We start from the raw sequence: 14,696 nt of genomic DNA on the forward strand, positions 1-14,696 counted from the left end.
TCGTCGCTACCCTGCGCGTCAACAGAAGGACAAACGTCATGCTTCCTGCGTCCACGATCTCGCGCTTTCGCAACGCTGCCCCTTTCGGCATCTCGATCGCTCTGCCTTTGTTGGTGATCGTCGCCGTAACGCAGGGGGGTTGGTTTCTGCTGCTGCCGCCGCTGGGGACGTGGTGGCTTTACACCATTCTTGACGCGATCACCGGTCGCTATACCGAGAACGCGGACCCCATGATCGAGGACGCGGATTTGTTCTGGTATCGCCTGATCACCATGATCTGGTTCCCGATCCAATTCGTGATGATTTACGGCCTGATTTGGTACGTAACCGGGGCCGAGCATCTGTCGACCGGAGAAAAGTTCGGTGCCTTCTTTGGTGTTGGCGTGCTGTCCGGCACGGTGGGCATTGTCTATAGCCACGAGCTGATGCACCAATCCAACCGGTTTGAGCGCTGGCTGGGAGATCTGCTGCTGGCCACCGTGCTCTACAGCCATTTCCGTACCGAACACCTGCTGGTCCACCACCCCCATGTTGGCACCACCCGCGACGCGGTGACCGCGCGGTACAACGAGGGCTTCCACCGCTTTTTCTTCCGGGTTCTGACCGAAGCGCCGATTTCGGCGTGGAGGGCAGAAAAGGCTATGCTGGCGCGGCGCGGCTTGTCGGCTTTTGATCGCGCCAACCCCTTCTGGCGCTATGGCACGCTGCAGTTCGTGGCGATCATTCTGGCGGTCTGGATCGGCGGTTGGCTGGGCCTTGCGCTGTTTGCGTTCCAGGCCTTTGTCGCCGTCTGGCAGCTGGAGTTGGTGAACTATGTCGAGCATTACGGCCTGACCCGCAAACATCTGGGCGACGGGAAATACGAACGCGTGATGCCGCATCACAGCTGGAACGCGGATCATAAGGCGTCGAACTGGCTGTTGATCAATTTGCAGCGCCACTCGGACCACCACTATAAACCCGCGCGCCGCTTCCCGCTGTTGCAGACCTATCCCGATGCCGAGGCACCTCAGCTGCCCTATGGCTATCCGGTGATGACGATGGCGGCGTTGATCCCTCCGGTCTGGCGGCGCGTGATGAACCCGCGCGTGCGTGCGTGGCGCAAGCTGCACTATCCCGAAGTGAGTGATTGGAGCGCCTATAAGGCCGGCACGCTGCCGCCGCCGGTGATCCGTTAAGGAAACATCAGGGGCGCATCACCTTCCGCCCAAACGGGGTTCTTTTTCATGACGGACGCCAAGCGAACGCTGGTCAAAAACGTCTCTAACCATGCAGAAACGTTGGGTGTGACCTCGCTGTCGAAGCGCGGTTTGTCGATCATGGCGAACTGGCGGACGAAGGGCAGGATGGCCAGATCCGCGAGCGTCGGGCGGGTGCCAAACAGCCAGCCATCGGCCAGTTGGTCTTCCAGCGCGCCCAGTATCTCCATTGCCTCGGCCCGCGTGACTTCGGGGTCGCTGTCGGGATGACGTACTGCGTATTTTGTCAGGTCCAACGCGCGTTTGAACGGGCCGTCGAAGCGGTCGATCAGGGCGTGTCCGGCGTCAGGCATGTCCGACAACCCTTCGGGGTCGGATTGCCCCAACGCCCACTTCATCACGTCCAAACTTTCGTCCAAAACGCCTGTGTTAGAGACTAAACACGGCACCGTCGCGCTGGGCGAGGCGTCCAGAAATGCGGCGGGTTTGTCGCGCAAAAGGATCTCGCGCAGTTCAACGTTCACACCCGCGCTGGCAATCGCCAGACGGGCGCGGATCGCATAGGGGCAGCGGCGGAAGGAATAGAGGATCGCGGTCATGCCCCCAGAAAGCAAAAAAAACCCTGCCTCGCAAGGAGGCAGGGTCAGTCAGGTTGTGCTGTGGCGGCGGGCCACAGGCACAGGCGGTACCTGATGATGCGGGCGCGTCTGATGCGCGCCACGCAAATTCTGTTGTAAATGGAAGTCTGCTTAGTTCATTTCCGCGCGGATCTGCTGGCGCAGCAGGTCGATCGGAGCTTTCTTTCCGTCCTGCTTGAAGTGCCAGTAGGTCCAGCCATTACAGCTGGGCGCGCTTTCCAGCGCCGCACCCACCTGGTGGATCGAGCCGCGGGCCTCGCCGGAAATCAGCGTGCCGTCGGCGCGGACCTTTGCGGTTTTCCCGCGCGGGCTGGTCAGAACCTCGCCCGGACGCAGCATGCCGCGTTCAACCAGCTGGCCGAAGGGCACGCGCGGTTCGGCGCGTTTCGACGGCGTGGTGGTGAGGGCTTCTTTGTCGAACTTGCGCACTTTCGAGATGCGCTTCGCGGCCACTTTGCGATAGGCCTCTTCACGTTCGATGCCGATGAAGTCGCGGCCCAGCATCTTCGCAACGGCGCCGGTGGTGCCGGTGCCAAAGAACGGATCAAGGATCACGTCGCCGGGGTTGGTGGCGCCGACCAGAACGCGATGCAGCAGGGCTTCGGGCTTTTGGGTCGGGTGTGCTTTGTCGCCGTTTTCGTCTTTCAGGCGTTCGTGGCCTGTGCAAATCGGCAGAACCCAGTCGGAACGCATCTGAACGCCTTCGTTCAGCGCCTTCAGGGCTTCATAGTTAAACGTGTACTTGGCGCCTTCGGATTTCGAGGCCCAGATCATCGTTTCATGCGCGTTGGTGAAGCGCTTGCCGCGGAAGTTCGGCATCGGGTTCGACTTGCGCCAGATGACGTCGTTCAGGATCCAATAGCCCTGGTTTTGCAGCTCGGCGCCCATGCGGAACACGTTGTGATACGAGCCGATGACCCAAATCGCACCGTTTGGTTTCAGAATGCGGCGCGCGGCCTTCAGCCAGGCGCGGGTAAACTGGTCGTATGCTTTGAAGCTGTCGAACTGGTCCCATTCGTCATCGACAGCGTCGACTTTCGAATTGTCCGGGCGGTGAAGTTCACCTTTCAGCTGCAAGTTATAGGGGGGATCCGCGAAGATCATGTCGACCGAGTTTTCCGGAAGACTGTTCATCACCTCGATGCAGTCGCCATCAAGAATCTGGTTCAGGGGCAGCTCTACAGCCGCCTTCGTTTTGGTTTTGGTTACCATTTCTGCCTCATGTACCGGCGCTTTTGCGCTCTATCAGCGGCGTGTTTTCACGCTCGTTTTGATGAGAACAGGATGAGTCAAAGTGGATTCGCCGTCAAATTCTTTTTTGAATCAGCAACTTACATTTTACTGTTGATACAAGATATTGTGCACCGGTTTGAACGAACGTCTATGGTGTGGGGTCACACCAAGATTTTGGAGCGCCAACCTGTGGCTTTTTGACGGGTATCCGGCGTTCGTCTCCCAGCCATAGCCGGGGAACTGTTGCGCCAAATCCACCATGATCCGATCTCGGGCAATTTTTGCCACGATGGATGCGGCGGAAATCGACACGGATCGCGCGTCGCCTTTCACAATAGTTTCAGATGGCCCGGTCAGTCCGCGCGGGGTTTGGTTTCCGTCGATCAGCAGATAGTCCGCTTGTTGCGACAGCCCAGCCACCGCGCGTTCCATCGCCAGATGGCTGGCGCGCAGGATGTTCAGCTCGTCGATCTCTTCAACGGATGCATGGGCGATGCACACACAGGCCTTTTCATGGATCGCGTCCCACAACGCCTCGCGTCGCTTGGCGGACAGCTTCTTGGAATCATTCAGCCCCTCGGGGATGTCATCGGGGTTCAGAATAACGGCGGCGGCGGTGACAGGACCGGCCAGCGGGCCGCGCCCGACCTCGTCCACGCCGGCGATAGAGTGATAGCCACGGGTCATCGCGGCGGCTTCGAAGCTGAAATCAGGAACTGTTTTTGTCATGTGACATGCGTTTCCAGTTTTTACTGAAACGTCAAGCATCGCTTTTCGCGTTCGACCGAAGGGAGAGGCAGCGAACAAGCGATCCAATAAGAACTGGAATCCATGTGAGGTGGCGCAAACCGGCGAGCCCCGCAAGCAAAAAGGGCAGAGGCCGAAGCCTCTGCCAAGTTTAACGGCGCGTGAAGTGAAAGGGACCGCCGCGCCGCTGCTCGATATTCTTAGTAGCGACGCGTTGCGCGGTAGCCGCGTTTGCTGAGGCATTCAGGCAAATAGCCCCGGCGGGTGACGTAGATGCCTTTGCGGTTCTTCACGACCAGCGTGCTTTCACAACTGCGGGGCAGATCTCGGGCGTATTTGAAGTTCTTGTTCAGGCATTGGTTGCTGAACATGATCTTGCGCCCGGTTTGGGTGCGGTATTCACGCAGACAGCTGGCAGGCAGCATGCGGTACTTGCTGACCCGGTGCGGACGATGCGGGCGATCGGGATAGGTCGGCGTATAGGGGCGCGAGACATGTCCATAGGGGTAGGACGGTTCGTCATCATTTCCGGACAACAGCACACCAAGCGTGACCAGCCCCAAAAGGGCTGCGATGATCGCGACACTGTCATCGCCGCGCGTGGCGTCGCGGGCTTGAACCGGGGAAGCGGCCAGAGTCGCCGCGACAGCAGCACTAAGAACAAGTTTCACAAAAGAGCGGGGCATTGAATTCAGGACCATGGGATCCTCCTTCCTGTTGGGTCGGCGCAAGCAGGCGCTTGTCATGCCCCCAACATGCGGACCCCCCTGAAAGACAGGCAATAACGGGGGCGTGTTATCCCCTATCAGCGCCTCATGGCGGGGTTTGTTATTGAATAACCAGCCCTCGCGCCGCATGGTCAGGCCATGATGAAACGTACCGCTCTTACTTTACTTCTTGTCGCCATGGCATCTACGGCTCAGGCCGCGTGCTATGCCGATTACAAGGCCAAACGGGATAACCCGCTAAAGCTCCACTATGGTGTGATCGAGCTGTCCGATGACGCTTGCGACAATCGCAAGGCCGCGCGTCGGCAGATAAGTGACCGGCTAGAGGCCAATGGCTGGTCCCTTCTGAAAGTCCAATCCATATTTGACGCCACAGGTCTTGAGGAAAGGAAAGAAAGTGCCGGAAAATTCTTCCTTCGCTACTGATGCGCTGAAGCGCTCGAATCGCGTGGTTGTCATTGGGATTGTTGCGATTGTGGTGATTCTGCTGGTGGCGGCTGTGTTCCTGTTCATGACCTTGCCGGATGCGAATGCATTTAACGCGCGGGTTGAACAGATCTTTGTGGAAAATGACGGGCTGACTTCTGGGGCCGAGATCAAGCTGCTTGAGATTCTGGCCCAGTCCGGCACCGCCTTTGCCGATACGCTGACCAGCTATCGCATGGTGATATTCGTGCTGCTGATCTTTGCCACCGCGCTTTTGGTGGCGGCCCTTTTGTTCCTTCTGACCATCTTCGGCCTGAACCGCCGCATGGGCGAGATCGAGCGCGCCGGTATTCAAGTGAACTCGCTTCTGATCAGCCGCGAAGAGCGCACCGTGTATCTGAACAACATGGAGTTCTCGCTGACTGAGGCGGCCATCGAAACCCTGTCTGCCTTGGCCGAAGCGCGCATGGACGAGGATGTTCTGTCTGGCTCGCAGCTTGAGGGGCTGATCTCGGGCCGTGACCCGTCCGAGTGTGACGAGGCCGCTGGTGCCACCCGCATCAAACGTCTGCGCGACGCGCTGGGCAACCAGCTGATGAGCGAGCTTTTGGTGAAAACCATCGCCCGCCGCGGCTATATGCTGGCGATTGATAAAGATGTTATTCGGATGATCTGACACGCTCTGCAGGCGCGTTCTGCCTGCTTTCGCGTGGTAAGCTGTGAACAGGCCGGCCCAGCTTGGTGCCGGCCTGTTTTGCGTTTGGCGGGTGGTCCGGCTTTTCAATTGGGGCGAGAATGTGACGGAATCGCGGCGGAATATTGGACTGCAAGGCACATTTTTAGTAGAATATTGGGAACAACCAGACATTAGTACCCGCTTGGTTGGGCGGAAAATTTATTAGGAGGGGGAATTATGCGTACAAAAATTCCGGGTCTTTTTGCGGCACTTTTAGCTGCTGTTTTGATGATGCCAGCAACTCAAGCCACGGCCGATACGGGCTGTACGTCTAACTGCGACGGCAGCGGCGGCACCGGTGATGGCAGTGGCGGTGGCGGCACCGGCGACGGAACCGGTGGCGGCGGAGATGGCACTGGCGGCGGCGGTGACGACGGCACTGGTGGCGGTACACCTGACGGTGGCGGCGGTGGTGACGACGGAACTGGCGGCGGTACACCTGATGGTGGCGGCGGCGGCGGAGACGGCGGCAATGGCGGCAACGGCGGCGGCAAAGGTTCGAAAGCCAATAACGGCTTCGGCAATGGCGGCGGCGATGGCGTGCCCGGTAAGTCGAACAAGAACGACAACGGTCGCTGATATCTTGCACCCGTAGTTACGGGCGAAGATAAGTCGACATGAAAAGATTAGCCCGGCAGAAGGAACGCTTCTGCCGGGCTATTTCGTTGCAATGAAATGTAAGCGCCAAGCTTACTGAAGCTGCATTCCGTTGGCGAAAACCGATCCGTCTGCGGTGACTTCCAGCGTGGTCATGCGGGCATCATCGCCATTCGCGGCGTCGGCTGCGGTGAACATCTCGAGCATCATCATCGACTGCGCAATCTGTTCTGCCGGAATGCCCAGCTGCTCTAGCCGTTGCGCCAGCGCAGTCAGGCCCTTGGAGCGCAGTGTCAGCTTGCCTTCCGGACGGGGCATGCCAGGGAAGGTTTCAAGATCGCTGGCATCAAAGGTGAATGCACCTTCGCCGGTGACCTCGGCCCCAACAGCCGACAGACGCAACGTATTCAGAGTCGCGCTGCCCGGCTCCAGCGGCAGCATGTCGTCCAGCGCCATCAGGCTGGCTTCGACATTCGCGAAATCAAGCCATTCGATGTTGTGCTTCAGCGTCCCAGTCAGATCGAGCTTCAGATGGATCGGATCGCGCGGCAGGGCACCCATCGGGTCGCCCATCGCCCAAACCATATCGTCCAGCGTCAGCCCGTTCAGATCGACGTTGAACGCGACCGGGCCAAAGCTGTCATCCGCCAGAAGCGGCAGCTGAACATTGGCCGACATCGACGCAATATTCCCGCCCAGCGGCAGCCCCGGCATCATCGGCATTTCCATCTGAACCCGCAGTTCCTCGGCCGGGCCCGAGATCGTAAGGCCGCTCGCATCCAGCTTCATGGAAGAATCATAGGTCTTGGCCGAGGTCGACTGGGCCATCATCAGCGTGTCGCCCTGCGACGACACCTGATCCGAGCTGTAGTCGGTCATACGGGTGGTCACGTCCATGACCAACCCGCCCCGCAGCGCCTTGGCAAGATTGGCAAGGTCGATTCCGCCGGATGGGGTCACAATGCGCATTTCACCTTCAGTACGACCCGATTTAGTGACGCCTTCAACCGTGACAGGGGCATCCCCCTCGATCGACATGGCCTGATTTACCGTCACGCTCTGCTCATCAAAGGCAAAGGTGACGTCGGATGTGATTACGTCCGTTGTGGTCGTCACGGCTTGCCCGACATAGCCAAGGATCGACCCACTCATGGCCATGTTTTGAATCTCGGCCGGAAGGCCAGCCACGTCGAGCGTAAAGTCCATCTGATCGGCTTTCCAATCAGAGGTGATCTTGTCCGGGGTGCCCGAGAAGATGCTGCTGAGACCCTGATAGGTCGCCGCCATGCTGCCACCGAAGCTTTCGCCGTCAGGAGCGGTGTAAGTCACGTTATAGGTCGTGCTTTCTGGCATCTTTACCTCGACACGGCCATCGCCCATGTCGATCAGATCGAACCCGCCCATATCCAAGCTGATCGAACCCGCATCAAACGGCAGGGTCAGATCGAATGTCACGTTCTGCAGCGCAAGGCCATCGCCGCGCTCCGACGTCTCGGCGCTGAGCGCGCCGCCAATCACGGTCGAGCTTTGCTGGAAATGCTGCCAAACATCATTCGTAGTCAGATCCGCGAAGGCGGTACCGGGCAGGAAGGTTGCGCCCAGAAAAGCGGCGCTGGTCAGCCGGGTGGCAAGTGTTTGCATGTGCGATAATCCTTTGCACTCAATGTTCAATTGACGCGAAGGTATGTCAGCGAAAGGGGGGTTACAACACCTTTCAGAGTATCTCTGGGATAGGATTCAATGCATCCGTGCAGGGCTGCGCGCCCCGCGGATCTATTGCGCACTGCCCAGCAAAACATCCTTGATCAGAGCCAGCTGATCCGAGCGGACCATCTCGGGCGACAGGTGTAGAACCAGCTTTCGCGGAAGGTCGACAATGCCTGCGAAGGGACGCACCAGCTCGCCGCTGACCAGAAAACGCTGCACCAGTGCCTCGTGGGCCATCAAGACGCCTCCGCCATGCCGCGCTTCTTCCAGCGCGACGGCAAATAGCGAGTGTTCCGTCCCGCCCGAAGCGATGCCGCCAAGATCGGTCTGCGCGGACAGCCAATGCTCCCAATCGTCGGACCATGTGCTGTCGCGGAGAAGCGTTTCACTACGCAGATCCTCAAGGCAGGTCAGGCGGGCGGCCACGTCCGGCGTGCAGATCGGAAAGATGCGATCCCGTAGCACTTCGATATCGTTTGGCCCCAAGGGGTCCGAGGTGAAAAACAGCGACATATCAATGGGCTCGCGCACCAGATTTGGCGGCTCTTCCAAGGCGATCACGGACACCTGCAAATCCGGAGCGATCTGGCGCAGCTTTCCCAAACGGGCGGGCAGCCAGTACTGGGCAAGCGAGGGCAGCGTCGCCAGCTTGATCTTGTTGGGGGCCACCTGTTTGCGCAGCGCATGGACGGCAAGGCCCAGCTGGTCGAAGGCGCGGGTGAACTCGGGCACCAGTGCCTCGGCCATTGGGGTCAGCGCGACGCCACGGGCATTCCGCGTGAACAGCGGTGTCTCAGCCCAGGCCTCGAGCGTTTTGATGTGCTGGGTGATCGCGCCGGGTGTGACCGATAGCTCCTCTGCCGCTGCCGCGAAACTGCCCAGACGCGCTGCAGCCTCGAACGCGCGTAGGGCGTTCAGATGTGGGCCTTTCGGACGGGGTGGCGAGACGGGCATGGCGCGCTTTCAGCTAGGTTGAGTTTTTCTACACCAAAATAATAGCAATACTGATTTGCGCGATCCAGCCCCTCTGCCCGATCCTGAGGACGACACCCCTTTCAGGAAAGCGAGTACGCAGATGACACTTCAATTCAATACGCCGGTCGCCCAAACCGATCCGCTGATTGCGGATGCGCTGAACAACGAAAAGCAACGCCAGCAGGATCAGATCGAGCTGATCGCGTCCGAAAACATCGTCAGCCGTGCGGTGTTGGACGTGTTGGGGCACGAGATGACAAACAAGACGCTGGAAGGCTATCCCGGCAACCGCTTCCACGGAGGGGGTCGTTTCGTGGATGTGGTCGAGCAAGCCGCGATCGACCGCGCAAAGGCTCTGTTCCACTGCGATTACGCCAATGTGCAGCCCCATTCCGGCTCGCAGGCCAACCTAGCGGTGTTCTTTCTGCTGCTGAAACCGGGCGACAAAGTGCTGTCGCTGGACCTTGCAGCCGGGGGGCATCTGTCGCACGGTCTGAAGGCTAACCTCTCGGGCCGCTGGTTCGAGCCGCATCACTATGGGGTCGATCCGGAAACCGAGGTGATCGACTATGACGCGCTGGAACAACAGGCCATGTCGCTGAAACCAAAGCTGTTGATCGCTGGTGGATCGGCCTATCCGCGCGAGATCGACTTTGCGCGCATGGGGCAGATCGCCAAGAAGGTCGGCGCGTGGTTCCACGTGGACATGGCGCATATCGCGGGGCTGGTTGCGGGTGGGGCGCATCCGTCGCCGTTTCCCCATGCCGATATCGTCACCTGCACCACCACCAAAACCCTGCGCGGTCCGCGCGGCGGGCTGATCCTGACCAATAACGAAGACTGGTTCAAGCGCCTGCAATCTGCGGTTTTCCCCGGCGTTCAGGGGTCGATCCACACGCAGGTTCTGGCGGCCAAGGCGGTCTGTCTGGGCGAGGCGATGACGGATGATTTCAAAGCCTATGCGCATCAGATCAAGGCCAATGCGAATGCCTTGGCCGGTACACTGGCCGCGCGCGGAATCCGCATCGTTTCCGGTGGAACAGACACACATATTGTACTTCTAGACCTCGGCGGGAAGGGCCAGACGGGCAAGCGTGCCGAGGTGGTTTTGGAGCGCGCCAATATCACCGCGAACAAGAACGCGATCCCCAATGACAGCCCCCGACCGCCGGAATGGGTTGGTCTGCGCCTTGGGGCAAGTGCTGCCACCACGCGGGGCATGAAAGAAGCCGAGTTCGCGCAGTTGGGCGAGATCATCGCCGACCTGATCAACGCCGAGGCCGGCGGAGATAGTTCGGCCCTTGATACGGCTGTGTCCAAGGCATCGGATAAGGTGGCTGCGCTTTGCGCTGCCTTCCCCGCCTATTCTGGCTGACGCAAACCAATGTCGACTTGCAGTGCCCCGCCTGTGAATTCAGGCGGGGTTTTCGCGTCATCTGACCTGCACGCAGGTGTCGTTTTCAGAGAAGTCAGGGGGTGATTTGCCACTAGAGTGATTCGTATCAGGAATGCAGACCCGGAGGCCCCCCATGCAAACTCATGCGAAAGTCGTTGTTGTCGGAGGCGGCTGCGTTGGCGCCTCGATCCTGTATGGGCTGACGGAACACGGATGCTCGGACGCGGTGATGTTGGAGCGCACGCAGTTGACGGCGGGATCGACCTGGCATGCGGCGGGGCTTTTGGTGACCTTTGTGCGGTCGCACAACGTGTCAAAAATGACGCTGGAAACGATCCGCATCTATACCGAGGTTGAGAAAAAGCTGGGCGCGTCAGTCGGCCTGAAGAAGGTCGGGCAGCTGCGCGTCGCCAACACGCCCGAGCGTTGGGATGAATTCCAAAGCTATCTGTCCGTGGCCGAGGCGGCGGGCGTGCCCTGCAAGCTGCTGACCCCGGAAGAAATCGCCGAGGTGCATCCGCTTTTGAACCAAAGCAACAGCATTCAGGGCGGCATTCTGCATACCGAAGACGGCTATGTGAACCCGGCCGATATTACGCAGGCGATGGCGAAACTGGCCCGTGATGCGGGGGCGAAGATTTACCAGAACACCGAGGCACAGAGTTACGAGAAGCTCGACAATGGATTGTGGAAAGTAGTCACTAATCAAGGCGAAATCACGTGTGAGCACTTGATTTTCGCTACTGGAAACTATGCGCGGGAAAACGCCCGTCGGGTAGGAATTGACCTGCCCTGCATCCCGATCGTGCACCAATACTGGACCACCGAAACCGTACCGCATCTGATCGACCGCAAGAAGGAAGGGTTGCCGGAGTACCCGATCCTGCGGGACGAGGACTACGGCGCCTATCTGCGCGAGGATACCGGCGGCATTCAGTTCGGCCCTTACGAGTTCGAAAAAGACCTGAAGCTGTTCGCCGAGGACCGCGTGCCCCCGAGTTTTGGCGCCGATCTTCTGCCCGAAGACTTCGAGGCCGTAGAAACCCAGTGGGAACGCGCCATTGAACGCGTCCCGGTTTTGGGCGAAGTCGGCATCAAGGCCAATACCCGCGGCCCGTTCCAGATGACGCCCGACGAACTGCCCTTGGCCGGACCCGCGCCGGGGCATGACAACCTGTGGCTGGCCGAAGGGATGCCCGGTGGCATCCTGTGGGGCGGCACCGTAGGCAATCAGTTGGCGCAATGGATCCTGAATGGGCGTCCCGCCATTGATATGTCGGAACTCGATCCGCGCCGGTTTGGCGACTACGCCTCGAAACGCTGGACGATGGACAAGGTGCGCGAGACGTGGGGCACCCATATGCATGCGCATATCCCCGGCGAGGATCTGTATTCCGCGCGCCCGATGCGGACTGTTGGCTCGTATGATTTGCTGACCGCTAAGGGGGCGGTTTGGACGACCTATAACGGCTATGAGTTCCCCAAATGGTTCGCGCCCTCGCCCGATGAGGCAATTCCGGCTGCGTCTTTCCGCCAGACCCACGCTTGGGATCATGTCGCGGGCGAGGTGAAAACGACCCGCGAGGAAGCGGGTTTCATCGAAATGTCCCCCATGACCAAGTTCACGGTGCGCGGACCGGGGGCGGCGGCGTGGCTGGACGGGTTGATGGCGAACAAGCTGCCCAAAGTGGGGCGGATGACGCTGTCTTTGATGCTGAACGAGCGCGGTGGGATGGACGCCGAATACACCATTGTGCGCGACGCCGAGGATGCGTTCTATCTGGTCTCGACCCCCAACGGGCAGGTCTATAACTGGGACGAGCTGTCCAAGCGTCTGCCGAAGGACGGCTCGGTGCAGATGGAAGATGTGTCCGAGCAATACGGCGTCGTCGCGCTAGCAGGTCCGAAATCGCGCGAGATTTTGCAGCCGCTGACCGACAATGACCTGTCGAACGAGGCGTTTCCGTGGTTGTCCGCCCAGATGGGCGAGGTCGGCTATGCCAAGGGCGTGCGCCTTCTGCGGGTCAGTTATACCGGAGAACTGGGCTGGGAAATTCACCACCCCGTGAACTACAACCGCCACATCGTCGATTTGCTGTTAAAGGCAGGCGTGCGGCCCTTCGGGGCGCTGGCGCTGGAAAGCATGCGGCTGGACAAATCCTATCGCGCGATCAACCGCGAGATTTGCAAGGACTTGACGCCGTTCGAGGCGGATCTGGGGCGTTTCGTGGCGATGAAAGATCGGGATTTCATCGGGAAGGACGCCTTGTTGAAACAGAAGGAAGATGGCGGATATAAGACACTAATCACGCTCAAACTGCCCTTCTGCGACACATCCGTGATCGCGCACGAGGCCGTCTATCATGACGGTCAGATCGTTGGGCGTGTGACGTCTGGCGGGTTCTCGTATTATTGTCAGCATGACATCGCGATGGCGCTGGTGCCGCAGGATTTGACCGCACCGGGCACCAAGCTTCAGGTGAAAATCCACAACGAACTGCGTGAGGGCGAGGTGATCGACACTTGCGCCTACGATTCGGAAAACCTGCGCCCACGCGCGTGAGTAGATCGTTTCATTTGCAAGAAAATAGTGGACGTCGTCCTGTTAGCGCCCATACATAGGGACCCAGAATAGAAGTGAGGCCGGCCAAATCCGAAAGCCGGGTCTATTTAAGGGAGTCCCATAGATGAGCGCCTCAGCTTATGTATATCAGTCCATCGCGCAGTCGCTGGTGGATCACGACCACACCACCATGTTCGGCCTGATGGGCGATGCGAACCTGTTCATGGTCGATCACTATGTCCGCGAATGCGGGGGTGAATTCGTCCCCGTCGCGTTTGAAGGCAGCGCCGTATTGATGGCACTGGCCTATGGCCGCGTGTCCGGTAGCGTCGGCATTGCCACTGTCACCCACGGCCCCGCCCTGACCAACTGCGTTACTGCCCTGACCGAGGGCGCCCGCGGGCGTGTGCCAATGGTGCTGCTGGCCGGGGACACTGCCGTGTCCAACCCGCAGAACCTGCAAAACATCGACCAGCGCGAGACGGTGAAGATCACCGGTGCCGGGTTCGAGCAGATGCGTTCGCCCCAAACTGCGTCCTATGACGTGGCGCATGCCATTTACCGCGCGCAGGTCGAAAAGCGCCCCATCGTGCTGAACATGCCTGCCGATTTCATGTGGGAAGAGGCCACGCATGAAAAGCACGTCTTCCCGGCGTTCTCGGCCCCCGCACATGTGCCGGAAGGCGACGATCTGGACGAAGCCATCGGTATGATCGCGTCGGCCAAGCGCCCGATCATTCTGGCAGGGATCGGGGCGAAGGACTCGGTGGATCAGATCATCAAACTGGCCGACCGTCTGGAGGCCCCGCTGGCAACCACGCTGAAAGCCAAGGGGATGTTCAACGACCACCCGTTCAACATCGACATTTTTGGCACCCTCTCGACCCCCGCCGCGTATGAGGCGATTGCCAAGGCCGATTGCGTTGTGGCCTTCGGCACGTCTTTGCACCACTTCACCACTGATAAAGGTGCCCTGATGAAGGGCAAGCGCGTGGTGCAGGTGAATGATACCGTGACCGAAGTGTCCAAGAACTATCACCCCGACGCGGCTTTGGTGGCCGATGCGGGCCTGACCGCCGACAACATCGTCTGGTGGCTGGACGAGGCCGAAATCCCCCCCAGCGGCTTCACTGCCGAACTGGATATGGAGGTTCTGACCGCGCACCCCAAGGGCAACCCCGACAAGGCCGCACCCGGATTTGTGAACTTCGAATACGCTCTGGATCGTCTGGACGCCGCCCTGCCCAAGGATCGCTTCCTGACCACCGATGGCGGCCGCTTCATGACCGAGGTCTGGTGCCGCGTCGACGCCCCGAATGCCGAAAGCTTCATCGCCACGACCAATTTCGGCTCGATCGGCTTGGGGCTTCAGGTGGCGATTGGTGCAGGCTTTGCCGTGAAAGATCGCCCCGTTGTGTTGTTCACCGGGGACGGGGGCTTCATGATGGGTGGCATCAACGAGTTCAACACCGCCGTGCGTATGAAGCAGGATCTGGTGGTGATCGTCGCCAATGACAGCGCCTATGGCGCCGAGCATATCCAGTTCCTCGACCGCAAGATGGACCCGGGTCTGTCGATGTTCGACTGGCCGTCCTTTGCCGAAATCGGCACCGCGCTGGGCGGGCAGGGCATCTATGTGGACAGTGTCGAGACGCTGGAAAGCGCGATCACTGCGATTGATACCCGCACGAAACCCCTGTTGATCGAGCTGCGGCTGGATCCGAATGACGTGCCGCGGATGCGAATCTAAC

At 59.7% G+C, this 14,696-nt stretch carries 13 protein-coding genes; 7 read left to right on the forward strand and 6 right to left on the reverse strand.

Annotated features, from left to right (window positions below; genetic code table 11):
• The first annotated feature begins 38 nt into the window (after nt 1–38).
• Complete coding sequence (locus EOL43_RS03065; protein ID WP_133485385.1) at nt 39–1,178, forward strand: alkane 1-monooxygenase; 1,140 nt, start codon at nt 39–41, stop codon at nt 1,176–1,178.
• On the opposite strand, the gene EOL43_RS03070 is transcribed toward EOL43_RS03065, so the two are convergent.
• From EOL43_RS03070 to EOL43_RS03085, 4 genes are all read right to left on the reverse strand, one after another.
• The gene (locus EOL43_RS03070; RefSeq protein ID WP_133485387.1) at nt 1,175–1,798 is read right to left on the reverse strand and encodes a glutathione S-transferase; all 624 of its coding nucleotides are present in this window, start codon (nt 1,796–1,798) and stop codon (nt 1,175–1,177) included. The two genes, EOL43_RS03065 and EOL43_RS03070, sit on opposite strands and share 4 nt — an antisense overlap.
• 150 nt (nt 1,799–1,948) lie before the next feature.
• Nucleotides 1,949–3,049 carry a site-specific DNA-methyltransferase gene (locus EOL43_RS03075; protein ID WP_133485389.1) on the reverse strand — a complete coding sequence of 367 codons (1,101 nt, stop codon included), beginning with the start codon at nt 3,047–3,049 and terminating at the stop codon, nt 1,949–1,951.
• 126 nt (nt 3,050–3,175) lie between these two features.
• Nucleotides 3,176–3,799, reverse strand: coding sequence for a ribonuclease HII (locus EOL43_RS03080; protein WP_133485391.1), 624 nt, complete (start codon nt 3,797–3,799; stop codon nt 3,176–3,178).
• Nucleotides 3,800–4,017: 218 nt separating this feature from the next.
• Nucleotides 4,018–4,518, reverse strand: a complete 501-nt coding sequence (locus EOL43_RS03085; RefSeq protein WP_133485393.1) for a hypothetical protein — start codon at nt 4,516–4,518, stop codon at nt 4,018–4,020.
• A 204-nt stretch (nt 4,519–4,722) separates the two neighbouring features.
• On the opposite strand from EOL43_RS03085, the gene EOL43_RS03090 reads away from it, so the two are divergent.
• From EOL43_RS03090 to EOL43_RS15400, 3 genes are all read left to right on the forward strand, one after another.
• Nucleotides 4,723–4,971 carry a hypothetical protein gene (locus EOL43_RS03090; RefSeq protein WP_338068762.1) on the forward strand — a complete coding sequence of 83 codons (249 nt, stop codon included), beginning with the start codon at nt 4,723–4,725 and terminating at the stop codon, nt 4,969–4,971.
• A complete protein-coding gene (locus EOL43_RS03095) occupies nt 4,943–5,647 on the forward strand; it encodes a winged helix-turn-helix domain-containing protein (RefSeq protein ID WP_133485395.1) in 705 nt (234 codons plus the stop codon). Before EOL43_RS03090 ends, EOL43_RS03095 begins: the two co-directional genes overlap by 29 nt.
• A 237-nt stretch (nt 5,648–5,884) precedes the next feature.
• Entirely contained in the window at nt 5,885–6,286 is a 402-nt protein-coding gene (locus EOL43_RS15400; RefSeq protein WP_205669508.1) for a hypothetical protein, read from the forward strand.
• Nucleotides 6,287–6,397: 111 nt separating this feature from the next.
• On the opposite strand, the gene EOL43_RS03105 is transcribed toward EOL43_RS15400, so the two are convergent.
• Both EOL43_RS03105 and EOL43_RS03110 read right to left on the reverse strand, forming a co-directional pair.
• Nucleotides 6,398–7,945, reverse strand: a complete 1,548-nt coding sequence (locus EOL43_RS03105; protein ID WP_133485397.1) for a hypothetical protein — start codon at nt 7,943–7,945, stop codon at nt 6,398–6,400.
• Between the two features lie 132 nt (nt 7,946–8,077).
• Entirely contained in the window at nt 8,078–8,965 is an 888-nt protein-coding gene (locus EOL43_RS03110; protein ID WP_133485399.1) for a LysR family transcriptional regulator, read from the reverse strand.
• Between the two features lie 121 nt (nt 8,966–9,086).
• Here EOL43_RS03110 and EOL43_RS03115 point away from each other — a divergent pair, with 121 nt between their 5' ends.
• The 3 genes from EOL43_RS03115 (at nt 9,087) to EOL43_RS03125 (ending at nt 14,695) form a co-directional block, all read left to right on the forward strand.
• Complete coding sequence (locus EOL43_RS03115; RefSeq protein ID WP_133485400.1) at nt 9,087–10,361, forward strand: serine hydroxymethyltransferase; 1,275 nt, start codon at nt 9,087–9,089, stop codon at nt 10,359–10,361.
• Nucleotides 10,362–10,515: 154 nt separating this feature from the next.
• Nucleotides 10,516–12,945, forward strand: coding sequence for a GcvT family protein (locus tag EOL43_RS03120; RefSeq protein ID WP_133485403.1), 2,430 nt, complete (start codon nt 10,516–10,518; stop codon nt 12,943–12,945).
• Between the two features lie 124 nt (nt 12,946–13,069).
• Nucleotides 13,070–14,695 (forward strand): thiamine pyrophosphate-binding protein, encoded by a 1,626-nt coding sequence (locus EOL43_RS03125; protein WP_133485405.1) that lies wholly within the window; start codon nt 13,070–13,072, stop codon nt 14,693–14,695.
• Nucleotide 14,696: the final 1 nt, after the last annotated feature.

The organism is Aliiroseovarius marinus, from assembly GCF_004360145.1.
Classification (GTDB): Bacteria; Pseudomonadota; Alphaproteobacteria; order Rhodobacterales; family Rhodobacteraceae; genus Aliiroseovarius; species Aliiroseovarius marinus.

Excerpts from the sequence above, each read along its gene's own strand:
- EOL43_RS03065 (WP_133485385.1), top strand. The coding sequence starts at position 39 with ATGCTTCCTGCGTCCACGATCTCGCGCTTTCGCAACGCTGCCCCTTTC.
- EOL43_RS03070 (WP_133485387.1), bottom strand. The coding sequence starts at position 1,798 with ATGACCGCGATCCTCTATTCCTTCCGCCGCTGCCCCTATGCGATCCGC.
- EOL43_RS03075 (WP_133485389.1), bottom strand. The coding sequence starts at position 3,049 with ATGGTAACCAAAACCAAAACGAAGGCGGCTGTAGAGCTGCCCCTGAAC.
- EOL43_RS03080 (WP_133485391.1), bottom strand. The coding sequence starts at position 3,799 with ATGACAAAAACAGTTCCTGATTTCAGCTTCGAAGCCGCCGCGATGACC.
- EOL43_RS03085 (WP_133485393.1), bottom strand. The coding sequence starts at position 4,518 with ATGGTCCTGAATTCAATGCCCCGCTCTTTTGTGAAACTTGTTCTTAGT.
- EOL43_RS03090 (WP_338068762.1), top strand. The coding sequence starts at position 4,723 with ATGGCATCTACGGCTCAGGCCGCGTGCTATGCCGATTACAAGGCCAAA.
- EOL43_RS15400 (WP_205669508.1), top strand. The coding sequence starts at position 5,885 with ATGCGTACAAAAATTCCGGGTCTTTTTGCGGCACTTTTAGCTGCTGTT.
- EOL43_RS03105 (WP_133485397.1), bottom strand. The coding sequence starts at position 7,945 with ATGCAAACACTTGCCACCCGGCTGACCAGCGCCGCTTTTCTGGGCGCA.
- EOL43_RS03110 (WP_133485399.1), bottom strand. The coding sequence starts at position 8,965 with ATGCCCGTCTCGCCACCCCGTCCGAAAGGCCCACATCTGAACGCCCTA.
- EOL43_RS03115 (WP_133485400.1), top strand. The coding sequence starts at position 9,087 with ATGACACTTCAATTCAATACGCCGGTCGCCCAAACCGATCCGCTGATT.
- EOL43_RS03120 (WP_133485403.1), top strand. The coding sequence starts at position 10,516 with ATGCAAACTCATGCGAAAGTCGTTGTTGTCGGAGGCGGCTGCGTTGGC.
- EOL43_RS03125 (WP_133485405.1), top strand. The coding sequence starts at position 13,070 with ATGAGCGCCTCAGCTTATGTATATCAGTCCATCGCGCAGTCGCTGGTG.